General features: G+C 74.1%; 19 protein-coding genes. 10 read left to right on the forward strand and 9 right to left on the reverse strand.

What is annotated here, in order from left to right:
* The first annotated feature begins 60 nt into the window (after nucleotides 1–60).
* Nucleotides 61–1563 carry an aminotransferase class V-fold PLP-dependent enzyme gene (locus CXR04_RS26925; RefSeq protein WP_101424823.1) on the forward strand — a complete coding sequence of 501 codons (1503 nt, stop codon included), beginning with the start codon at nucleotides 61–63 and terminating at the stop codon, nucleotides 1561–1563.
* 63 nt (nucleotides 1564–1626) lie between these two features.
* Nucleotides 1627–2505 (forward strand): MerR family transcriptional regulator, encoded by an 879-nt coding sequence (locus CXR04_RS26930; RefSeq protein ID WP_101424824.1) that lies wholly within the window; start codon nucleotides 1627–1629, stop codon nucleotides 2503–2505.
* Nucleotides 2506–3388: 883 nt separating this feature from the next.
* On the opposite strand, the gene CXR04_RS26940 is transcribed toward CXR04_RS26930, so the two are convergent.
* Nucleotides 3389–5047, reverse strand: coding sequence for a ribonuclease catalytic domain-containing protein (locus tag CXR04_RS26940; protein ID WP_101424825.1), 1659 nt, complete (start codon nucleotides 5045–5047; stop codon nucleotides 3389–3391).
* 158 nt (nucleotides 5048–5205) lie between these two features.
* Between CXR04_RS26940 and CXR04_RS26945 the strand changes: the two genes are divergently transcribed.
* Nucleotides 5206–6738, forward strand: coding sequence for an arylsulfotransferase family protein (locus CXR04_RS26945; RefSeq protein WP_234380523.1), 1533 nt, complete (start codon nucleotides 5206–5208; stop codon nucleotides 6736–6738).
* Nucleotides 6739–6756: 18 nt separating this feature from the next.
* On the opposite strand, the gene CXR04_RS26950 is transcribed toward CXR04_RS26945, so the two are convergent.
* Nucleotides 6757–7299, reverse strand: coding sequence for an MOSC domain-containing protein (locus CXR04_RS26950; protein ID WP_101424826.1), 543 nt, complete (start codon nucleotides 7297–7299; stop codon nucleotides 6757–6759).
* Nucleotides 7300–7440: 141 nt separating this feature from the next.
* Here CXR04_RS26950 and leuE point away from each other — a divergent pair, with 141 nt between their 5' ends.
* Nucleotides 7441–8112, forward strand: coding sequence for a leucine efflux protein LeuE (leuE, locus tag CXR04_RS26955; RefSeq protein WP_101424827.1), 672 nt, complete (start codon nucleotides 7441–7443; stop codon nucleotides 8110–8112).
* 158 nt (nucleotides 8113–8270) lie between these two features.
* On the opposite strand, the gene CXR04_RS26960 is transcribed toward leuE, so the two are convergent.
* Together CXR04_RS26960 and CXR04_RS26965 are read right to left on the reverse strand one after the other, a co-directional pair.
* Nucleotides 8271–9428 (reverse strand): beta-1,3-glucanase family protein, encoded by a 1158-nt coding sequence (locus tag CXR04_RS26960; RefSeq protein WP_101424828.1) that lies wholly within the window; start codon nucleotides 9426–9428, stop codon nucleotides 8271–8273.
* The gene (locus CXR04_RS26965; protein ID WP_101424829.1) at nucleotides 9425–10387 is read right to left on the reverse strand and encodes a glycoside hydrolase family 16 protein; all 963 of its coding nucleotides are present in this window, start codon (nucleotides 10385–10387) and stop codon (nucleotides 9425–9427) included. Before CXR04_RS26965 ends, CXR04_RS26960 begins: the two co-directional genes overlap by 4 nt.
* A gap of 145 nt (nucleotides 10388–10532) precedes the next feature.
* Here CXR04_RS26965 and CXR04_RS26970 point away from each other — a divergent pair, with 145 nt between their 5' ends.
* Nucleotides 10533–11564 carry a LacI family DNA-binding transcriptional regulator gene (locus CXR04_RS26970; protein ID WP_101424830.1) on the forward strand — a complete coding sequence of 344 codons (1032 nt, stop codon included), beginning with the start codon at nucleotides 10533–10535 and terminating at the stop codon, nucleotides 11562–11564.
* A 53-nt stretch (nucleotides 11565–11617) separates the two neighbouring features.
* Here the strand turns inward: CXR04_RS26970 and CXR04_RS26975 are convergent, their stop codons facing one another.
* Complete coding sequence (locus tag CXR04_RS26975; protein ID WP_101424831.1) at nucleotides 11618–12091, reverse strand: DUF3574 domain-containing protein; 474 nt, start codon at nucleotides 12089–12091, stop codon at nucleotides 11618–11620.
* 145 nt (nucleotides 12092–12236) lie between these two features.
* On the opposite strand from CXR04_RS26975, the gene CXR04_RS26980 reads away from it, so the two are divergent.
* From CXR04_RS26980 to CXR04_RS26990, 3 genes are all read left to right on the forward strand, one after another.
* Nucleotides 12237–13448 carry a hypothetical protein gene (locus tag CXR04_RS26980; protein WP_101424832.1) on the forward strand — a complete coding sequence of 404 codons (1212 nt, stop codon included), beginning with the start codon at nucleotides 12237–12239 and terminating at the stop codon, nucleotides 13446–13448.
* A 2051-nt stretch (nucleotides 13449–15499) separates the two neighbouring features.
* A complete protein-coding gene (locus CXR04_RS26985) occupies nucleotides 15500–15706 on the forward strand; it encodes a hypothetical protein (protein WP_101424833.1) in 207 nt (68 codons plus the stop codon).
* 138 nt (nucleotides 15707–15844) lie between these two features.
* Nucleotides 15845–16573 carry a DUF2382 domain-containing protein gene (locus CXR04_RS26990; protein WP_101424834.1) on the forward strand — a complete coding sequence of 243 codons (729 nt, stop codon included), beginning with the start codon at nucleotides 15845–15847 and terminating at the stop codon, nucleotides 16571–16573.
* 117 nt (nucleotides 16574–16690) lie between these two features.
* On the opposite strand, the gene ku is transcribed toward CXR04_RS26990, so the two are convergent.
* Nucleotides 16691–17683, reverse strand: a complete 993-nt coding sequence (gene ku / locus CXR04_RS26995; RefSeq protein WP_101424835.1) for a non-homologous end joining protein Ku — start codon at nucleotides 17681–17683, stop codon at nucleotides 16691–16693.
* A gap of 31 nt (nucleotides 17684–17714) precedes the next feature.
* On the opposite strand from ku, the gene ligD (CXR04_RS27000) reads away from it, so the two are divergent.
* On the forward strand, nucleotides 17715–18638 hold the full coding sequence (ligD, locus tag CXR04_RS27000; protein WP_101424836.1) for a non-homologous end-joining DNA ligase: 924 nt from the start codon (nucleotides 17715–17717) through the stop codon (nucleotides 18636–18638).
* A 63-nt stretch (nucleotides 18639–18701) separates the two neighbouring features.
* Nucleotides 18702–18905 carry a hypothetical protein gene (locus CXR04_RS27005; RefSeq protein WP_101424837.1) on the forward strand — a complete coding sequence of 68 codons (204 nt, stop codon included), beginning with the start codon at nucleotides 18702–18704 and terminating at the stop codon, nucleotides 18903–18905.
* 191 nt (nucleotides 18906–19096) lie between these two features.
* Here the strand turns inward: CXR04_RS27005 and ligD (CXR04_RS27010) are convergent, their stop codons facing one another.
* The 3 genes from ligD (CXR04_RS27010) to CXR04_RS27020 all read right to left on the reverse strand — a co-directional run bounded on the left by ligD (CXR04_RS27010) (nucleotide 19097) and on the right by CXR04_RS27020 (nucleotide 21599).
* The gene (gene ligD / locus CXR04_RS27010; RefSeq protein ID WP_101424838.1) at nucleotides 19097–20098 is read right to left on the reverse strand and encodes a non-homologous end-joining DNA ligase; all 1002 of its coding nucleotides are present in this window, start codon (nucleotides 20096–20098) and stop codon (nucleotides 19097–19099) included.
* A 27-nt stretch (nucleotides 20099–20125) separates the two neighbouring features.
* Nucleotides 20126–20482, reverse strand: coding sequence for a group I truncated hemoglobin (locus CXR04_RS27015; RefSeq protein ID WP_101424839.1), 357 nt, complete (start codon nucleotides 20480–20482; stop codon nucleotides 20126–20128).
* A 100-nt stretch (nucleotides 20483–20582) separates the two neighbouring features.
* Nucleotides 20583–21599: a DUF4429 domain-containing protein gene (locus CXR04_RS27020; protein ID WP_101424840.1), complete on the reverse strand. Its 1017-nt coding sequence runs from the start codon at nucleotides 21597–21599 to the stop codon at nucleotides 20583–20585.
* Nucleotides 21600–21630 lie beyond the last annotated feature (31 nt).

The raw sequence follows: 21630 nt of genomic DNA on the forward strand, positions 1-21630 counted from the left end.
TTGTGCGCGATGCCGTACGCCCCTTGCCAGCGGGATTCCGCGGCTGCCTACGATGCGCGGATGTCGCAGCGAGATCTGTCCCCAGAAGAGTTCCGCGAGCTCGGCCACGCCTACGTCGACTGGATCGCCGACTACCGCGCCCGGGTCGGCGACCTGCCGGTGCTCCCCGGCGTCGAGCCCGGCTGGGTGCGCCGGCAACTGCCGGCGAAGCTGTCGGAGGAGGGCGAGCCGCTGACCGAGGTGCTGGCGGACATGGACCGCGTCGTGGTGCCCGGCTCCACGCACTGGCAGCACCCCGGCTTCTTCGCGTACTTCCCCGCGAACGCCTCCCTCGCCTCCCTCCTCGGCGACATGCTCTCCACCGGCCTCGGCACCCAGGGCATGCTCTGGTCGACGTCCCCGGCCTGTACGGAGCTGGAGCAGCACCTGCTCGACCAGCTCGCCGACGCCACCGGACTGCCCGCCGAGTTCACCTTCGCCGGCGGTGGCGGCGGCGTCATCCAGGACTCGGCGTCCTCGTCCTCGCTGGTCGCGCTGCTCGCCGCACTGCACCGCAGCTCCGGCGGCGCCTGGCGGACGGCGGGCCGGGACGGGCGCGAGGTGCTGTACGTCTCGGCGCACACCCACTCCTCGCTGGAGAAGGCCGCGATCGCCGCGGGCCTGGGCGCGGATGCCGTACGGATCGTGCCGCCCGGCGGCGACGGCGGCCAGACGATGGCGCCCGACGCGCTGGCCGCCGCCGTGCGCGAGGACCTGGCGGCCGGCCGCCGCCCGGTGATGGTGTGCGCCACGATCGGCACCACCGGCACCGGCGCCGTCGACCCGGTGCGCGAGATCGCCGCGGTCTGCGCCGAGTACGGCATCTGGCTGCATGTCGACGCCGCGTGGGCCGGCGCCGCCGCCTTCTGCCCCGAGCACCGCGGGCTCTTCGACGGCGCCGGGCTGGCCGATTCGTACAGCACCGACGGGCACAAGTGGCTGCTCACCGCCTTCGACTGCAATCTCTTCTGGACCCGCGACACCGCCACCCTCGTCGGCGCCCTGACCGTGCTGCCGGAGTACCTGCGCAACGCGGCCAGCGAGTCCGGCGCCGTCGTCGACTACCGCGACTGGCACCTGCCCCTCGGCCGCCGCTTCCGCGCGCTGAAGCTGTGGACGGTGCTGCGCCGCTTCGGCCTCGCCGGCATCCGGGACCACGTGCGCCGGCACGTCGGGCTGGCCGCGGAGCTGGAGTCGTGGGCGGCGGCCGACCCGCGCTTCGCGCTGGGGGTGCCGCGGAGCCTGGCGCTGGTCTGCCTGTACGCCGTCACCGGCCGCGGCACCGACGCCGACAACGCCGCGACGAAGGCGGTGCTGGAGCGGATCAACGCGGGCGGGCGGTCGTACGTCACCCACACGGTGGTCGACGGCCGCTATCTGCTGCGGGTCGCGGTCGGCGGGCTGGAGACCGAGGAGCGGCACGTACGGGCGCTGTGGGACGACCTGTGCGCTGCGGCGGACGCGGTGACCGGGCCGGACGCGGTGACCACGGCGGACGCGGGGGAGGCCGGCGGCACCGCCTGAGTGGCCCGGTGGCCCCGGCCCGTCGCTTGACCTTGCCGCGACGTCAACGTTTCTACTGAGGTCATGCGAATCGGAGAGCTCGCCGCGCTCGCCGGGGTCACCACCCGTACCGTGCGGCATTACCACCGCATCGGGCTGCTGCCCGAGCCCGCCCGCCGGGCCAACGGCTACCGCGTCTACACCCTGCGCGACGCCGTCGAGCTGGCCCGCGTCCGCCGCCTGACCGAGCTGGGCCTCAGCCTGGACGAGGTCCGCGACGCGCTCGCCGACGACATCGGCAAGGAGCTGCACGAGATCCTCGCGGAGCTGGACGCCGACCTCGCCCGGCAGGAGGCCGCCATCCGGCAGCGCCGCGCCCGCCTCGCCGAGCTGCTGCGGTACGCGGAGGGCGGCGGGCTGACCGCCGAGGGCCCGGTGTCGCCGGAGCTGGCCGCGGTGTTCGCGGACATGTCCCGCACCTCCGCCCGGCTCGGCGTCCCGGAGCCGGCCAGCGCCGCGAAGGAGCGGGAGCTGCTCGCGCTCCTGGACACCACCGCGGACGACGCCCACCGGGGCTGGCTCGACGCGCTCCTGCACGCGCTCAGCGCCGACCCGGAGGCGATGACGCGCGCGTACGACATCTACGCCCGGCTCGACGAGCTGGCCGACGCCGAGGCCACGGACCCGCGCGTCGAGGAGCTGGCGCGGGACGTCCTCGCGGCCCTGCCGGACGAGGCGCTGGCGCTGATGGCCGCGGGGCCCGACGAGGCCGGTACCCGCGCGGGCGAGGACGGCGACGAAGGCCGGGAAGCCTTCGCGGAGATGTTCTTCGCGGACTTCCCCCCGGCGCAGGCCGAGGTTTTGCGCCGGGCGATGGTCCTGTTCGGAGAGCGGACGAGCGGGGCCGGCGAGGCGGGCGGGGCCGGGCGCGCGGAGCGGCGGCGCGGGGAGCGTGCGTCGTGAACGCGCTGCGCCGTACGGTCCGCTGGGCCCTGGCCTCGCTCGTACCCGGCGAGCTGGTGCTCGTGCTCTGCCTCGCCTCGGGCGTCCGCATCCCGGAGCCGGTGATGCTCGCCGTCGAGGTGGCCGTCCTGCTGGTCACCGCGGCCCTGGTCACGCTGCTCGCCGCCGACTACCGCCGCCACCGCGGCGCCGGCCTCGCGGCCCGCGCGGCGGGTCTGGAGGCCGTACGGGACAGCGTCCCCGCCGCCGTGCGCAAGCTGACCGTGCACGAGGTGAAGCTCTTCACCGCCACCCTGCGCTGGCTCGCCCGCCGCCCGAAGCACGGGATCGGCCCCGGTGACACCGCCGTCCCGTACGCCTCCGGGCAGGCGTTCACGTTCTACGGCTTCCTCTTCGTCTCGGTCATCGAGACCGTGGCGCTCGCCCTCGTCATCCCCTGGCCGGTGGTGCACGCCGTCGTGCTGGTCCTCGACATCTGGGGCATCTACTTCATCCTCGCGCTCCAGGCGGCGTGCGTGGTCCGGCCGCACGTCGTCGGCGCGGACGGCTCGCTGCGCGTACGGTACGGGGTCCTGCTGGACATCCCCGTACCGGCCGAGCTGATCGCGAACGCCCGGGTGGACCGCCGCTTCCCCGACGGGGGCGGGCTGCTGCGGCTGGACGACGACGGCACGGCGCACCTCGCGGTCGGGGGGCAGACGTCGGTGACCGTCGAACTGACGGAGCCGGTGGCGTTCGTACGGCCGCTGGGGAAGCCGGCGGAGGCGCGGGTGCTGAAGTTCTACGCGGACGACCCGCAGCCGGTGGTCGACGCCCTGCGCGCGGCGCGGGCGGCGCGCGCGGAGGCGGGGGAGGGGGAGCCCGGTGGAGCGCCGCTGCCCGGTCAGGGCGCGGGCGCGAAGCGTACGGGCGACACCCCGGGCTCCGCCGCCGTGAGCCGTACCCGTACGCGGTGGCCGAGCGGCAACGGCTCGCCGGGGGCGGGCCAGGCACGGACGGGGGGCCCGGCGGCGCCGGCGGGCTCTGCGGGTTCCGGGGGCTCCGGGGGCTCGGTGGAGTCGGCGGGTTCCGCGGAGTCGGCGGGTGGCGCACCGCCCGCGGGTTCCGCCCCTTCCGCGCCCTCGGCCGGTTCCCCGCCTTCCGCGGGCTCCCCGCTCCCCGACGGCACCGGTGCCTCGGCCGACTCCTCCGCATCCACGCGGCCGATGACCGCCGGCTCGTAGAGCTGCACCGTCCCCCGCGTCGGGCGGCGCTCGTCCACCTCCACCACGTACCCGTCGAAGACCTCCCCGATCCGCCCGCTCATGAGCGCCGCCTCCACCAGGTCCACGCACTCCCGCTCCAGCCGCCCCGCCCGCTGCGCGCCCCGCACCATCAGCTCCGGGAGGCCGCCCAGCGCCTCGCGCACCCACTCCGGCGGCGGCTCGCCGGCCGCCGCCGCCACGCACAGCTCCAGGGCGTACCGGTCGGCCAGCCGCCGCAGCGGCGCCGTGCAGTGCACGTACTCGTCGGCCACCGCGGCGTGCGCCGCGTCCTGCCGCGCCGGCGGCTCGCCGTCGAAGACGGTGTACCCGGCGCCGCGCAGCAGCGCGGTGCAGTCCTGGAGGAACGCCGCGTGGTTGGCCATCTGCGGGTTGAGGGAGCGGAGGAGTTCGGGGTAGTCGAGGCCCTCGGGCCAGTCGATGTCCAGCGCGCGGGCGACCCGGTGCAGATACGTCAGGGCGCCGCGCCGCGCGGGCGGCAGCGTACGCAGGATGCCGGTGCCGGAGGCGAGCATCAGGTCCGCGGCGGCCATGCCGGTGAGCAGGGACACCTGCGCGTTCCAACTGTGCGCGGGCAGCGGGGCGCTGTACTCCAGGGTGTAGCGGCCGTCGCGGCGCACCACCTCCTGCTCCGGTACGCCCAGCGAGATCCCGCCGCGTTCGCGCTCCACCTCCTCGCGCAGCAGTCCGACGTCGCGCAGCAGCGCCACCGGCTCCTCCGCGGTGCCCTCGTCGATCGTCTGCTGTACGCCGCCGTAGTCGAGCCGCGCGCGGCTGCGTACCAGCGCGCGGGCGACCGTGGCCTCCGCGACCTGGCCGCTGGAGTCCAGGTCGATCTCCCAGAGCAGCGCGGGGGTCGTCTGGTCGGGCAGCAGGCTGGCGGCGCCCTCGGAGAGCTGCTCGGGGTGCAGGGGCACGCGGGTGTCGGGGAAGTAGAGCGTCGTCACGCGCTGGTGGGCCTCGGCGTCGACGGCTCCGCCGGGGGGCACGAAGGCGGCGACGTCGGCGATGGCGTAGTGGATACGGAAGCCGCCGCCGCCCCGGCGGGCGACGTGGAGGGCCTGGTCCAGATCGCGGGCGCCGGGCGGGTCGACCGTGTAGAACGGGATGTCGGTCGCGTCCCGCTCGGGCAGCCGGGGGGCTTTCGCGGCGCGGTCGGCCTCGGCGAGCACCTCGGGCGGGAACGCCGCGGGCACGTCCTCTGCGGCGCGCAGCCGGCGCAGGGCGGCGCGGAGCGGGGCGTCCTCGGCGTCGGCGGCGTGCAGGATGCGTTGGGGCACGCATATCAGCCTAATTCGGACGGGCGCCCCCGGCGCGCCACCGCGGCCGGAGCCGCCCCGCGCGCCCCAGGAGTGACCGCTCTGTCACCGCGCGGTTGGTAGACGTGGAGGCCCCCACCTCCGGGAGAGACATGCCCACCCCTCATGCATCCCGTCACGTGTCCCGTCGGCTGGCGCGTACGTGCACCGCGATCATCCTCGGCGGTCTCGTCGCCGCCCTCCCGCCCGCGGCTGCCGCGGAACAGGCCGGAGAACCGGCCGCGGAACCGGCCGCCGCGCGCGGTGCGGCCGCACCCGCCGCCGAGGAGCCGGCCGAGGAGCCGCCCGCGCCCCTCGACGTGCTGGAGCGCCGCCCCGGCACGGGCGAAGGACTGCTGTTCGTCGGCCCGCAGAAGAACCCCGGCCGGGTCGGGCCGCCCGGCGAGGAACCGCCGCCCGAGGCGGGCCGCGGACCCCAGATCGTCGACGACCGGGGCCGCCCCGTCTGGTACCACCGCATCCCGCAGAACGAGTACGTCGCCGACTTCCGCGTGCAGGAGTACCGCGGTCAGAAGGTCCTCACCTGGTGGCAGGGCAAGAGCGACAACGCGGGACTCGGCGAGGGCGTCGGCTACGTCGCCGACGAGAACTACGACATCATCGCCACCGTCCGCTCCCCCGACCCGGAACAGAGCATCGACCTGCACGAGTTCCGGCTCACCCCGCAGGGCACCGCCCTCGTCGTCAGCTACCAGCAGCGGCCCTGCGACCTCACCCCGGTCGGCGGCCCCGCGGACGGCGACGTGCTGGAGAGCGTCGTGTGGGAGCTGGACCTCGCCACCGGCGAGCCGCTGCTGGAGTGGCGCAGCCTCGACCACGTACCGCTGCAGGAGTCCGACGAGCGGCCCTCGGGACGCGCCGGCACCCGCCCCTTCGACTACCTGCACACCAATTCCGTCTCCCTCGACACCGACGGCGACCTCCTCGTCTCCGCCGTCGGCACCAGCACCGTCTACAAGCTCGACCGGGAGACCGGCGAGATCGTCTGGCGGCTCGGCGGCAAGAACAGCGACTTCCGGCTCGGCGCGGGCGCCCGCACCATCGCCCAGCACGATGTCGTGGCGGTCGGCGACGGCACGTACCGCATGTTCGACAACCAGAACATGCACTCCGACGGCTACGAGACCCGGGTCGTATGGCTGCGCATCGACCCGCGCCGCGGCACCGCCGAGCTGGAGCGCCAGCTCGTGCACCCGGACCGCGTCTCCACCGCCGTCACCGGCGGCAGCCAGGGCCTGCCCAACGGCAACACCCTGGTCGGCTGGGGTTCCGCGGGCCGGATCTCGGAGTTCGACGCGGCCGGGCGGCTCGTGTTCGACGCCGCCTTCCCGGAGGAGTACAGCTCGTACCGCGCCTACCGCGACGAGTGGGAGGGCGAGCCCGAGACCGCGCCGGAGGTACGGATCGACGGCGCGTCCGGCGACGCGCACGCCGTGTGGAACGGCGCCACGGAGGTCGCCGGCTGGCGGGTGCTGGCCGGCGACGCGCGGGACGGCCTGCGGCCCGTCGCAAGCGAGCCGTGGGACGGGCTCGACACGGACGTCGCCCTGCCGGCGGACGCGGCGGACGCGGCCTACGTGCAGGCGGAGGCGCTGGACGTGGACGGCGAGGTGATCGGCGCCTCCGCGGTCACGGAGACCGGCGCGGGCTGAGGGCGTACGGAGGGGCGCTCAGACCTTCTCCAGCGGGCGGTGCGGGGCGTCCGGCAGCACCACGACGACCGGGTCTCCCGGACGTACCACGCCGCCCGTCAGCACCACGCTCATCACGCCCGCCTTGCGCACCACGTTCCCCGCCGCGTCCCGGCCGACGACCTGCTTGAGCAGCCCGCTCTGGAAGTCGTCGATCTGGTGGCAGGGGTTGCGCAGCCCGGTGACCTCCACGACGGCCTCGGCACCGAGGTGCAGCAGCGTGCCGGTGGGCAGGCCGAGCAGGTCGACGCCCCGGGTGGTGACGTTCTCGCCCAGCTCCCCGGGGCGTACCGCGAAGCCCGCCTCGGCGACCTCGGCGAACAGCTCCTCGTGCATCAGGTGCACCTGCCGCAGGTTCGGCTGGGACGGGTCGCGGGCGACCCGGGAGCGGTGCTTGACCGTGACGCCGGCGTGCGCGTCGCCTTCGACGCCGAGGCCGGCGAGCAGGGTGATCGACTCGCGGGCCGGCTTGTGGAAGGTGTACTCGCCGCTGCTGCAGACCGCTGTGACCGTGCCGTTCATGCCGTACGGGCCCCCTCCGCCGTGACCGGTGATCCGCTGACGAGCCTAACCGGCCGGTGCACGGGACCGACCCTGTCCGGCATGCGGGATTGCCCGATAATCGATTCGTCTGACAGGCGGGTGCATGGCAGCCTGGCCCGCATGCTTGGAGTCACGGATCTGTCGACGTACCTTGCCGGGCTCGCCCTGATCATCCTGCTCCCGGGCCCCAACTCCCTCTACGTCGTCTCCGTCGCCGCCCGCCGCGGCGCCCGGGCCGGCTACCGGGCGGCCGGCGGCGTGATGTGCGGCGACATGGTGCTCATGGTGCTCTCCGCGGGCGGCGTGGCCTCGTTGCTGCAGGCGAGCCCGACGGCGTTCGCCGTCGTCAAGTTCGCGGGCGCCGGGTATCTGACGTGGCTGGCGGTCGGGATGCTGCGCGGGGCGTGGCGGATGTGGCGCGAGCGCGAGGCGCGGGCCGTCGCACGGGCGGAGGGGGAAGCCGTGCGGGCGGAGGCGGAGCGGGAGGAGATGGAGCGCCCGTACCGCCGGGCGTTCGTCGTCAGCCTGCTGAACCCGAAGGCGATCCTGTTCTTCGTCTCCTTCTTCGTGCAGTTCATCGACCCGGCGTACGCGCACCCGGAGCTGACGTTCGTCGTGCTGGCGGCGTGGGCGCAGTTGTTCAGCATCACGTACCTGACGGCCCTGATATTCAGCGGTACGCACCTCGCGGCCCTCTTCCGCCGCAGGCGGCGGCTGACGGCGGGGATGTCGGCGGCGGCGGGGACGGCGTTCCTGGGCTTCGCGGCCAAACTGTCGATGAGCAGCGCGTGACGTCCCGCTTCTGAGCCTGCCGCGGCGGAGGGCAAACGCGCGCCGCCGGCCGCGGGCTGCCCGGCCCTGACCACCGGACAGCCCCCGGCCTGCCGCGGCCCCCGCGGCCCCGCGGGAGCCGGCGGGCTCCCGCTGCCCCCCGCCGGCTCCCGTGGGTGTCAGAAGGGCGTCAGCGTCAGCGTGAGCTGCTGCGGCGCCCCGTCCTCGATGTACGACGCGAAGCCGGACACGTCGTCGAAGGCGAACCCGTACGCCCGCCCGTCCTCCGACACTTCGTGCATCACCCGTGCGTAGTGGTTGGAGATACCGGTGCCGTAGAAGGCGGACGCGTCGGTGACCGGCTGGTCGGCGTGGTCGCGCAGGGTGGTGCGGTTGAGCGCGGCACCGAGGATGGCGGCGACGGGGCCCGTGGTGCCGTCGTTCGGGGCGGCGAGCTTGCCGTCGCAGAACAGCACGTCGCGGGTGGGCGGCCGGTCGAAGGCGACGTCGGCGGGGCCGGCGAAGGACAGCCGGTCGCCGGCGACGCGGCCGGTGAAGGTACCGGCGTTCGTGGTGACCTTCAGGTCCTTGCCCGCGTACGCCGACCAGACCTCGTCCACGTACCCGTCGAGATACGCGCCGTCGAACAGCCCGGCGTCCAGGCCGTGCCCGGGGGCGATGACCCGCAGCCCGTCCCCGTCCACCAGCCGGCCGAAGCCCTCGGTGCCCGCCAGGGTGTCGAACACCTTCTGCCTGGCGCCGTCCTTGAGCGTCCCGGTCGTCTGGTCTTTGGCGCCCGTCAGATGGATGGACATCGGCACGCTGAACATGTCGACCATGGTGGTGTTGCAGAACATGCCGGCGTCGTTGAGCGTGAACTCCATGCAGTCGTGCAGCACGGGGTAGTTGGGGTCGGTGGAGACCCAGCCGGCGGGGTACGCGAGCGCCGCGTTGCCGGCGCCGTCCGTGACCGCCTTCATCTTCAGCTTGCCGCCGAGGGCCACGTAGAGGCGGCCGGACATGTTCGGCAGCGTCAGGCCCGTGTCGCCGCTGCCGGCGAAGGGGATGGCGTAGTCGGTGTAGCCGTCGGGGCCGTTGTCGCCGACCTCGATGGGCGCGAGCGACCCGTCGGGCGTGAGGCGGACCTGCCGGCCGCCCTCGTTGCCGACGACGTAGATGCTGATCGAGGAGTTCTCGTACGCGCCGGTCTTGTTGACGACGGTCACGTCGAGGGCCGCGGCGGCGCCGCCCGCCCGCGCCGCGGAGAGCACCAGAGGTGTCCCCGCGGCGGCGGACGCGACGGCCAGACCACCCAGCAGCCTGCGTCGCGAGATCATTCGGCGGTACCTCCGGACTGCTCGACGGACACGTAGTCGACGGTCATGGGCACGCCGGGCCGGGTGGCGTCGGTGGGGGTGGCGTGGCCGGCCACGCCGTCGGGGAAGGCGCCGCCCATGGCTACGTTGAGGAGCAGGAAGTGGCCGTGGTGGGCGAGGTTCGCCCAGGTCTCGGCCCCTACCTGCTCGGCGTTGACGGAGTGGTACTGCTGGCCGTCCACGTACCAGCGCAGCTCCTCGACGGGGCCGCTGCGGTCCAGCTCCAGGGCGTACTCGTGGAAGCCGGACTGGCAACTGCCGCCCGGGCAGGCGCGGGAGGCGCCGAGGCCGTTGTTCTCGTTGCACGGGCCGCCGGGTGCGGTGCCGCAGTGGAGCACGCCCCAGACGCTGTCGACGCCGTTGACGTTCTCCATGATGTCGAACTCGCCGATGCCCGGCCAGTTCCAGTAGTTGCCGCGGTAGGCGTCGCCCAGCGTCCAGAACGCGGGCCAGTAGCCGAGGGCTTCGGCACCGGTGACGTTCGGCATCTGGATCCGGGCCTCGATGCGCATCACACCGCCGGCCGGGGCCTCGAAGTCGGTGCGCTGGGTCTCGATGCGGGCGGAGGCCCAGCCGCCGGAGGCGTTGCGGCGGGGGGTGATGGTGAGGTTGCCCTTGCCGTCCTTCTGGAGGTTCTCCGGGCTGTCGGTGTACGTCTGGATCTCGCCGGTGCCCCAGTTGGCGGGACCGCCGGGGTAGGACGTGCCGGTGTCGACGATCCAGTTCGCGGCGTCGGGCGGGGAGCCGGCGGCGCCGTCGAAGTCGTCGCGGAACACCTCGGCGAGGGGTGCGGGGTCGCTTGCCGCGCCTCCGTTGTCCTCGCCGGCTGTCGCGGAGGGCAGGGTCAGCGCGCTGACCGCGGCCATCGCCGCGACCGCGCCGAGCAGGCTCCTGCGCCACCGTATGCGTGTTGCGTGCATGTCTGGCTGCTCCTCGGGGGTGTGGGGGGATGAGGAGGTTCTCCCCTGGGGATGCGCCTGTTTGAGAGCGCTCTCAGGTTGTGTTGAGGCACACTGCCGAGTGGGCGGGCTACTGTCAAGGCCCACCGAGTGAAGAGGAGTTGAGGTGTCCGGGAACCGCCCCACGCTGGAGGCCGTGGCCGCCCGCGCCGGAGTGTCGCGGGCCACGGTGTCGCGCGTGGTCAACGGCGGCGCGGGGGTGCGCGAGCCGCTGCGCGAGCGGGTGCACCGCGCCGTGGCCGAGCTGGGCTACGTACCGAACCAGGCCGCGCGCACGCTCGTCACCCGGCGCACCGGCGCGGTCGCCGTCGTCATCGCCGAGCCCGAGAGCCGGGTCTTCGCCGACCCGTTCTTCGCCCGGCAGTTGCGGGGGATCAGCGGGGCGCTGGCGGCGGCGGACACGCAGTTGGTGCTGCTCTACGTCGCGGACCGGGCGGACTACCCGCGGATCGGCCGGTTCCTGGCCGGCGGGCACGTGGACGGCGCGCTGATGTTCTCGCTGCACCGCGACGACCCGCTGCCGGGCCTGGCCGCGGCGGCGGGGCTGCCCGTCGTCTACGGCGGCCGTCCTGGCTGGCCGGGGGCGGCGGGGGAGCGGGGCCTGCTGTATGTCGACACGGACAACCGGGCGGGCGCGGAGCTGGCCGTACGGCATCTGCTGGGGCGGGGCCGGCGGCGGATCGGGCACATCGCGGGGCCGCTGGACCAGACGTCGGCGGTGGACCGGCTGGCGGGGTACCGGGCGGCGCTGGGGGTGGGCGGAGACGCCCCGGGCGGCCGCGAGCTGGTCGCGGAGGGCGACTTCACGCCGGCCGGCGGCGAACGCGCGATGGCGGAGCTGCTGGCCCGCGCCCCGGACCTCGACGCCGTGTTCGCCGGGTCCGACCTGATGGCCACCGGCGCCCTGCGCACCCTGCGCGCCCACGGCCGCCGCGTCCCCGCGGACGTCGCCGTCGTCGGCTACGACGACCTGGACCCCGCGACCTGGACGGAGCCGCCGCTGACGACGGTGCACCAGGACGTCGAGGGGATGGGCGGGGTGATGGCCCGGCTGCTGCTGCGCAGCCTGGGGGGCGGGCAGGAGGAGCAGGAGCCGGTGGTGACGACGCCGCGGCTCGTGGTGCGGGAGTCGGGCTGAGGGGGGTATCGGGGGGCTTGGGGTGGTGGGCACGGACCTGAGAGGGCCCCCGATCAGAAGCCGGCGCGGGCGGGCTCGTCCACCCGGGCCACCGACTCCTGCGCGAACTGGGCCGTGTAGGCGTCGCGGATCTCCTCGATCCGGCCGTCCTGCTCCTGCGCCTCGGTGAGCGGGTAGAGCAGGTAGACCTCGTACGAGCGCTCCCGCTCGATGGTGCCGTGCCGGTCGCGGTACTGGCCCCGTACCTGGTCCACGGTGAGCCCTGCGGGGAAACGCGGGGTGACGACCTCGTCCACGAACGCGCGGAACTGCCGGTCGGTGACGTCCGGGCCGCCGTCGGGCCGTACCGTGCCGAACATCAGATGCGTCTGCACGTACGGCTCCAGGTCCGCGGCCTGGGACAGGGCGACCGGTGGGGTGGGGTCGCCCTCCGCGAGGGCGGCGGGGGCGGTGGCCGCGGCGGCGCCGGCGAGGGCCGCGGCGAGCGCGAGGGCGGCGAGGCGAAGGCGTGGCTTCGTAAGGTTCACGACCGGGGAAACGACCACCGGGAGGGAAAGTTGCGTGGATGCGCCCGGGGCCGTTTGTTTGCCCGTTGTTCGGCTCGACCTCACCGACCGGTGGTCACGCCGTTGCAGAATCGAGGCCCTCCTCCGGAACACGAAAGGCCCTTCCATGCAGGGAGAGCGATTCACCGCGCCCACCCCACCGGGCACGAGACTGCTGCACATCGGCCCCCACAAGACGGGCACCACCGCCCTCCAGGCCGCGTTCCACGAGGCGCGCGACACCCTCAGGGAGCACGGCGTCGTCTATGCCGGGCCGGGTCGCCAGGCGAAGGACCCGGCGGTCGCGATCGCCAGGAAGGACCCGACGGCGGCGGAGCGCGAGCCCTGGGAGGCGTTCTGCCGGGAGGCGGCGGAGGCGGGTGACCTGCGGTTCTTCGCGAGCAGCGAGTTCTTCGCGACGGCTTCCGCGGACGCGGCGCGGACGGCGGTGCAGGAGCTGGCGGGCGAGGGCGGCGCGGGTGGCGAGGGTGGCGTGCACGTGGTGGTGACGCTGCGGCCGCTGCGGAAGATCATGCCGTCGCACTGGCAGCAGTACGTCAAGCACGGGCTCTGCGAGTCGTACGAGACCTGGCTCGACGCCATGCTGCGCAAGCCCCCGTACGAGGAGCCGACGCCGGACTTCTGGCACCTGCAGCGGCACGACGAGCTGATCGAGCGCTGGGCGGCGGCCGCGGGTCCCGAGAACGTGACGGCGGTGGTCGTGGACGAGGCGCGGCCGCTGTGGCAGTTCCGGGTCTTCGAGCAGTTGCTGGACCTGCCGGAGGAGGTGCTGCAGCCGCAGGAGAGCGGGGGGAACTCGTCGCTGACGCAGAGCGAGGCGGAGCTGCTGCTGCAGCTCAACCGCAAGCTGCGGGAGCGTAATTGGAGCACGTGGCGGCAGGGCAAGGTGATCCGCGAGGGCGTGGTCCCGCGCCTCCAGTCGTACGAACCGGCGCCGAACGAACCCCGCATCACGACGCCGGAGTGGGCGGAGACGGCGGTGGCGGAGGTGGCCGAACGGGTGGCGGCGGGCATCGCGGCGTCGGGGGTCCGGGTGGTGGGGGACCTGGAGGCGCTGTCCCGGCGGCCCAGCACGCCGGTGGAGCCGGTGACGCCGAGGGAGATCCCCACGGAGGCGGCGACGGAGGCGGTGCTGGGCGGAATACTGGCGTCCGCGGCCCTGGCGGCGAAGGCGTCCCCGCCGGCCCCGGCACCGGCACCGGCCCCGGAGGTGCCGGAGGCGCGGGGGGCGCTGGAGGATCGGCCGGTGCGGAATGTGCCGGTGAAGGACTTGGTCCGGGTGGTCGCCCGCAGGGCGGTACGCCGGATGCGGGGGTGAGGGGCGGCGGGTTTTGGGGGGCGGCGGGCGCGACGGGGGCGGGCTGTGGACTGCGGCGCGGACGGGGGTGGGCTGCGGATGGGTTCCGGGGCGGAGCACCGGCGTGGTCGGGGCGTAGCCCGGGGGATTTCTGGGGTGCGGTGCCGGGGTGCGGGGGCGGAGTGCCCGGCAGGGAGCCGAGGGTGGATCAGCCGGCGGGCAGGGTGTGGTCCCGAGGGGGGTTGGGGCGGAGCCCCCGGGCGGGGTCTCGGAGGCGGAGCCCCTGAGTTCCGGGAAGGGGCGGGATCGGGGCACCCCCTCCCCACCCCGGAACGGGGTCGGCGCGGGGGCGGCGTCGTGCAGGCCCGTTCGCGGTTCTACCCGGAGGGCGCCGGGGCTCTGCTGCGGGATCGCGGACCCCGGTGTTTCGGAGCGGAGTCGGGGTGGCGGTGGTGTGTGGGTGGGCCGGTGTACGGGGGAGCCGTGCCGGGGTGGGCGGTGTCGTTGGGGCTCCCACCGGGCCACCCGTCTCCTGAGTGTGCGGGCCTGCGTCCGCCGTCAAGGGCGTTCCCTCCGCTTCGCTGCGGGAACGTCGCTGCGCGATGGGGCTTCGCCCCACCCCTGACTGCGGACTCCGGCCCGTGACGGACCGGCGGCTATGGGTGGCCCGGAGGGAGCGGCGTCCCTTGAAGCGGCGTACGGATCGGTCATCCCGCGACGGGGGCCGACCCACCGGAGCCGGGCCCAACTGCACACGGACGGCCCCGGTTCCGGAGGAGGAGAACGGAGCCGGGCCGCCGTCTGCATCCGGCGCCCCGGGACGGTGGGGCGAACTCCGGGCGGCATAGCCGACGCGCGGACCCGGGGGCGGTCGGGTCCCCGGGGCTGGTTTTGGTGCGCCCTTGGCGGTCGGACCCGGGGGCAGTGCGTCCCGGTGCGCAAAAGTCGGCTCGCGTGGGTGATTTGAGTCGGTTTTGGTGGGGTGGTGCCGGGGGCTTGTATCCTCGGCGTGCGCCCATGTCGCCTGTCTTGCGGCCTCTGGCCCCTCGGGGTGGTCATGTGCCTTTCGTGGCGAAATTCGGGCTCTGTGAGGGATTTACTATGGTTACCCCGGTCGGTCTCCCTGAATTTGTGCCGGCGGCGTGCGCTCGGGCAGCCCTTGGCGGTGTTGTCGGGCCGCCGTCGGGTGCGTGCGTCTGAGGGGGCGAAAGCCGGTGCCCCGGGGCCGATTTGGGGCGGATCGGCGGTGTTACCGCGAGTTACGGCCGGATTTCTCCGCTCGGGATGCCACGGGCCGGGCGGCGGTGCTCCGTGGGCGGGGGAGTGTGCTTCGCGTGGGAGGAGTCGCCCTTGGGGGGCGAGTTCGACGGCCGGGGGCGGTGCGGGGAGTTTCGTCTTGCGGTCGGTCGTCGGCGGCGGAGGCCGGGTTGCCTACGGACGTCGCCGCAGGCGAGGGGGCCCGATGCTCCAATCCCCACGGAGGCGGGTTCGCCCGCGAGTACCTATGCCCGACGCCCTCGGTGGTGCGGGGGTACCTGCCGCCCGCTCCAGCCCGTCGCCGGGCTGCACCCCGCCCGGCGGGTGACCCTACGTCCCGGGCCTCCGGCGCCGCCTTCCCCGGCCGGCGGGTGACCCTACGTCCCGGGCCTCCGGCGCCGCCTTCCCCGCCCGGCGGCTGGCGCATCCCCGCCCGGGATCACCCCGACGCCGGCTCCGGCCCTCCGGCGCCGACTCCCCGGCCGGCGACCGGGCGTCCCCACCACGGGCCGCCCCGACACCGCCCCCCGCTCCCGGTCCGCCGCAGCCCAGGGCGCCCCCGATGCCCCACCCCCGCTACCGGCCACCCGCCACGCCGCCGTCGTGCCGCCCCGCCCCCGGGGGACGCCCGCTGGTTCTCGTCGCCCCTGCATCCCCCGGCCCTCGTACGGCCCGCAGCCGCCACGCCCCCGGCCTCCGCCCCCTCCGTTCGACACGCCCATCCCCTCGCGTTTTCATGGAATCGCCGGGCTTCCCCCGGTTCGTACCCCCCGGGGAAGTCGCGATCATCCCCTACCTCCGGCGGGAGGCGACCCGTGCATACCGACAAGCGTCCGACCAGTGGTTCCGGTCGTGAGGACGGCGGCCGGGGCGAGGGGCAGCCGGCGCGCGACGCGTACGACGACGAGCGGGACCAGGCCATCGACGCCGATCCGCAACTCCGTGAGATCGGGCGGGCCCGGTTGCGGAAGCGGGCCGATCGGGCGGCCCGGGGTGAGCAGGGCGGTGGCGCGCGGCGCTGAGTCGCGTGCGAGCTGCTGATTACTCCCTCCGGTCGACACCTGAACGGCGGAGGCGTTACATGGGTGATATGCCGGTTTCGCCGAAATCATGTCGGCGGACCGCTGCTATCCCTGCACGCACCACCAGCGGGAGGAACTGTGCAGACCGACAGGAACACAGCCAGTGGCGGCAGTGGCAAGGCCGCGGAAGCCGCGGGGGTAGGGCGTGAGACCGACGCCGCCGCTGCGGCGGGCGGCGGCGGCCAGGGCGAGCAGAGCCGGCGCGGTCAGCAGCCCGAGAACGCACGGCGTGGCGGCGCGGCGGAGGACCAGCGGGTCGTCGCGTACCGCGAGCGGCTGCAGGTCGAGCCCGTCGACCAGCGGCAGCCCGTGGGCGAGGCCGAGGTCACGATCCGGGTGCGGGAGACCCCGCAGCGGTTCGAGGTCACGCGCGGCCACGACGAGTGCGTCGTACGGCGCAGCGACGTCGACGGCAAGGACGGCAACCTGATCGCCGGCGACCACCACGAGTTCGTGGAGCGCAGCGTGAAGGTACCGCTCTACGGCGAAGACGCCGAGGTCGTCGTCCACAAGGTGTCCGAGCCCTATGCCGTCGCCGACATCGGCACCCGGCGGATCGAGGACACCCAGACCTTCGAGACCGTCCTCAAGACCGAGGAGATCGTCGAGAACGTGCCGGCCGGCTCGGGCTCGTCGATGAGCGTCCGCGAGGTGCAGGAAGGCTACGACCTGCGCGAAGGCGCCCGCCGTCAGCAGCAGGAGGAGCGCAAGAGCACTTCCGGTCACGCCGCCGCGCCCGAGACCGCCGACACCCCCGGCGCCGCCGAGGACATCGGGGAGGGCAAGGGGCGCGGTCGCTGGTTCTGACCGCGACCGCGTTCGCGTCATGCCTCCGGTGCGGGGGTCCGCCCACGTGCGGACCCCCGCACTTCGGCTCCCAGGAGCCCTTCCGTGCTTCGGGCGTCCCCTCGGGCCCCGTCTCCCTCAGGCTGCCTTGCCCGGCTTCCTCGTCGTCTTCTTGGCCGTCTTCTTCCCCGCCGTCTTCGCCGCCGTCTTCTTTCCCGCCGTCCCGGTCTTCTTCGCCGCCGTCTTCTTCGTCCCGGCCGTCTTCGTTCCCGTCGTCTTCGTCCCCGCCGTCTTCTTCGCGGTCGTCTTCTTCGCCGCCGCCTTCTTTCGCGGCGCCGCCGTCCCGCCGCGCTTGTCCCTCGCCGCCTGGACGCTCGCCTCCAGCGCCGACATCAGGTCGATCACCTGCCCCCGCTCCTCGCCTGCCGCCGCCTCCTTCGGCAGCGGTGCGATCCCCTCCTTGCTCGCCACCAGCGCCTCGACCGCCTCGCGGTACTCGTCCGTGAACTCCTCCGGGTCGTAGCCGCCCAGCGCGTCCATCAGCGAGTCGACCATGTCCAGCTCCTGCCGGCGCACGGTCACCTTCTCGTCCGGCGCCACCGCCTGCGCCGAGCGCACCTCGTCGGGCCAGAGCATCGTGTGCAGGACGAGTACGTCCTCCTCCTCCAGCACCCGTACGAGAGCGGGCGCCTCCCGGTTGCGGAGCGCCACCTTGACCACCGCCACCCGCCCCGAGCGCTTCAGCGCCTCGCGGAGCAGGACGTACGGCTTGGCGGCCGCGGCGTCGGCGGCCTTGACGTAGTAGGCGCGGGAGAACTGGATGGGGTCGAAGAAGCCGACCTCCTCGAAGCCCACCACGTCGATGATCTTCTTGCTGGGCAGCGGCAGCTCGGCGAGGTCCTCGGGGGTGAGCACGACGAGCTCGCCGTCCTCCGTCTCGTACGCCCTGGTGATCTCCGCGTACTGCACCTCGCGGTCCTCCAGCTCGCAGAACCGCCGGTAGCGGATCCGGCCGCCGTCCGCCGCGTGCACCTGCCGGAAGGACACGCCGTGCTCCTCGGTGGCGGAGTAGAGCTGGACCGGAATGCTGACCAACCCGAAGGAGATCGCACCCTTCCATATAGATTTCATCCATATGTCCTCTCTCCCGGAGGTTCAGCATATGCCGGTCACCGAGGTCGAAGGACGCCGCCTGAAGCTCAGCAACCTCGACAAGGTGCTGTGGCCCGAGTACGGCTTCACCAAGGGCGAGGCGCTGCACTACTACGCCCAAGTCGCCGACGTCCTCCTGCCGCACGTGCGCGACCGGGCCGCCTCCTTCCTGCGCTTCCCGGACGGCGTGGACGGGGAGCGCTTCTTCGCCAAGAACGCCCCCGCGGGCACGCCTGAATGGGTGAGCGTCGCGGACGTGGAGCTGACCCGGAGCACCCTGCATCACGTGCTCGTCCAGGACCTGCCGACGCTGCTCTGGGCGGCGAACCTCGCCGCGCTGGAACTGCACGTGCCGCAGTGGAAGGCGGTGGATCCCGGCGCGGAGCCGGCGGGGCCGGTCAGGGCGGACGAACGGCTCGCCGACCGGATCGTCTTCGACCTCGACCCGGGCGCGCCCGCCACCGTCGTCGAGTGCTGCCGTGCGGCGCTGCTCGTGCGCGAGGCGCTGCGTGCCGACGGGCTCGACGCCTGGCCGAAGACCTCCGGCTCCAAGGGCCTGCACCTGTACGTGCCCCTCGCCCCCGCCTCCGCCGAGGCCACCAGCGCGTACGCGAAGTCCCTGGCCCGGCGGCTGGAGCAGGAGCACCCGGAGCTGATCCTGCACCGGATGGCGCGGAAGCTGCGCCCGCGGAAGGTCTTCGTCGACTGGAGCCAGAACTCGCGGGCGAAGACCACCGTCGCCCCGTACGTGCTGCGCGCCAAGGCCCGGCCGACCGTGTCCACCCCGCTGACCTGGGACGAAGTGGAGGCGTGCGCGGATCCCGACGAGCTGGTCTTCCTCCCCGGTGACGTGACGGAGCGTATCGCCGCGCACGGCGACCTGCTGGCGCCGCTGCTCGGCGATCACTACGACCTGCCGGATATGACTGATTAGTCCATTCGTGGGACAGTGGAGATTGACCGACACGTTCGACAGGGTCACGAGGAGGCGTCGGTCATGGCCAAGCACCACAAGCACGACTCCACCGGACGCCGGCATGGCGGGAAGGCCGCGTTCCAGGAGGCGCTGAACGCCCGGAACGAGCGTGCCGAGGAAGCCCGGCGGCAGTCCTCGGCGGCGGCGCACAACGACGCCAAGTCGCAGCGGAGCAGGATGACTCCGCAGGTCGAGCGGCGCGGTGCGCGCCGTAACCGCGGATAGCGAACGATCCCTGCCGCCGGTCGCGGGCGCGTGCCGCACCGCCGTCTCCTCGGCGGCCGCGGCCGCGCCCCGGCCGCGTGCCCGGCGTGCTCGGGGCGCCGGGCACGCGGCGGGAGGGGGAGAGGGGTGCTCGGGGGTGCGGGGGTGTTCGGCCCGTACGCGTACGGAGGCCGTCCCCTGCGGGCGCTTTTCTACGCCTCCCGCCGTGCTTCCTCCGGGCTCTTGTCCGGCCGCAGCCCCCGCCACACCGGGTGCCGCAGCACCCCCGTAGCCGTCCACTCCCCGTATGCGACCTCCCCCACCAGCTCCGGCTCCACCCAGTGCACCGCGCCGCCAGCCCGTACGTGCCGGTCCGCCACCGGGCCCGCGAACGGGCTCGTGTCCCGGGCCAGGCCCGCCAGCCGCTCCCGCAGCACCTCCAGCGCGTGCCGGGAGCAGCCGCTGCCCACCGTGCCCGCGTAGGCCAGCCCGCCGTCCTCCGTCCACACGCCCATCAGCAGCCCGCCCACCGCGTCCGACCTGCTGCCCGCACCCTCCGTCCAGCCGCCGACGACGACCTCCTGGGTGCGGACGTTCTTGATCTTCAGCCAGAGGTCGCTGCGCCGCCCCGGCAGATACGGCGACGCCAGCCGCTTCGCGAGCAGCCCCTCCAGCCCGTACCGCCTGGTCATCTCCCACGCCTCGGCGCCGTGGCCCTCCCAGTGCGGGGGCGTGCGCCAGTGCGGTCCTTCGAGGCGCAGGTCCGTGAGCAGCGCGCGGCGCTCGCGGTACGGGAGGCGCAGGGTGGACTCGCCGTCGAGGTACGGCACGTCGAACACCATGTAGTCGACCGGCACCTCGGTGGCGAGGCGGGCGATCACGGCGCCGCGGGTGAGATTCATGCGGCGCTGGAGCGCGCCGAAGGAGGGGCGGCCGTCGGCGCCCAGTGCGACGATCTCGCCGTCGAGCACACAGGCGTGCCCGGCGGCGGCGAGGGCCTCGCCGAGCGGGGCCAGCTCGGGGTAGCGGGCGGTGACGTCGTTGTCGTTGCGGGTGAGCAGCGTCAGCGAGCCGTCGCCCGGGGCGTACGCGACGGCGCGGATGCCGTCCCACTTCAGCTCGTACGCCCACGAGGGGTCCGCGGCGGCCGTCGGCAGGCTGCCGGAGACCGCCAGCATGGGCGGGACGTGCGGCAGCCCGCCGAGGTCGGTCATGCGGGCAGAGTAAGTTCCGGGCCTGCGCTACGCCTCCTGGGCGATGTCCGCGCGCAGCGGCTCCAGGGTGGCGCCGATGGTCTTCACGGTCTCGTCCGGCACGCCGAGGCCGACGAGCGTGGCCGTCAGATGGTCGACGACCCGCTCGAAGTGGGCCGGCGTGATGCCGAGGCCCTCGTGGGCCTTCCGCATGCCGCGGCCGTTGTAGCCGCCGGGGCCGCCGAGGGCGGCGCCGATGAACGCGCGCTGGTGGCGCTTGAGGCGCTGGACGTCGATGCCGTCGAAGAACGGCTTCAGCTCCGGGTCGTCGAGCACTCGGTCGTAGAAGTTGTCCACGGCGGTCGAGACCGCCGTCTCCCCGCCGATCGAGTCGTAAATAGTCATGAGGCCCGATTATTGGGGCCCGTGGGGCTGGAGTGAAGAGCGTAGAACGTTTAATTCCGGCCCAAGTTTTCGCCAACTGCGGACCGGGTGGCGTGCGTCGTCAGCCGTTACCGCCCATGCGCTGCAGGATTGCCCGCTTTGCGGCCGCGAACTCCTCGTCCGTCAGCACCCCGGCGGCGTGCAACTCGCCCAGCTCGCGCAGCCGGCGCAGCACCGCGTCGTGGTCGTCGCCCGGAACCGCGGCAACCGCCGCCGCCGAAGCCGCGGACGCCTCCGGCGCCGCCGATGCCTCCGCGGCTGGCGCGGGCGGCTCCTTGCGGAACTCCGGCGGTACCGCGTCCGCAGCCTCCTCGCCGGCCGGCGGCAGCGCCGCGGTGGCCTGCCCCGGCCCGCCGACCGCCGCGTCCTCCGGCGCGTGGGGGTGCGGCAGCCGTACGGTCACCGCCGCCGCCAGCAGCACCGCCTCACCCAGCTCCCTCTTCGTCCCCCACAGCGCCAGCGTGTGCGGGTCCTTGTCCACGGCGAGGAAGACCGCCGTCCCGTGCGGCCGGAACCGCAGGCCGCCCATCGCCATGCCCGCGGCCGGCATCCACTCCGCGGCCGCCAGGTCGGCGAGCCGGACCGTCCTGTTCCCCGTGGCCTTCTTGACGTCCTCGACCAGACCCTTCCACTCCACCCGGATCTGCTCGCCGTCGAACGTCGCGTTGCCGTCCATGCCGGACACGGTCAGCGGCACCGCGGGGCCCGGCAGCAGATAGCGGTCGACGGGGCCGTCCGGTATCTGGTCCAGCAGCAGCGCCCTGCGCACCTCTTCGGCGAAGTACTCCGCCACCCCGCCGCGGTCGCGCTCCGGCCGCAGCAGGTACGGGCTCGCCGCCTCCGGCAGCCGGCCGCCCGCGGCCCGCAGCAGCGGGCACGCGCCGTCGCGCAGCCGCAGCCGCAACACCCCGCCCTTGCGCCCCGGTTCGTACGCGATCCCCGCCACCGCCGGCAGCGGCACGGCGACTTCGCCGAGCAACTGCCGCAGCTTGTGCACCCCCCGATCGCGGCCCGGGACGATCCGTATGGTCTCGCCGTCGAACTCCCAGCTACCGTCCTTCGCGATCACCTCGGCCATGCCGTGAGTCTATGGCGCGATCACATGAACG

Source organism: Streptomyces sp. CMB-StM0423 (assembly GCF_002847285.1).
In the GTDB taxonomy this organism is placed as follows: Bacteria; Actinomycetota; Actinomycetes; order Streptomycetales; family Streptomycetaceae; genus Streptomyces.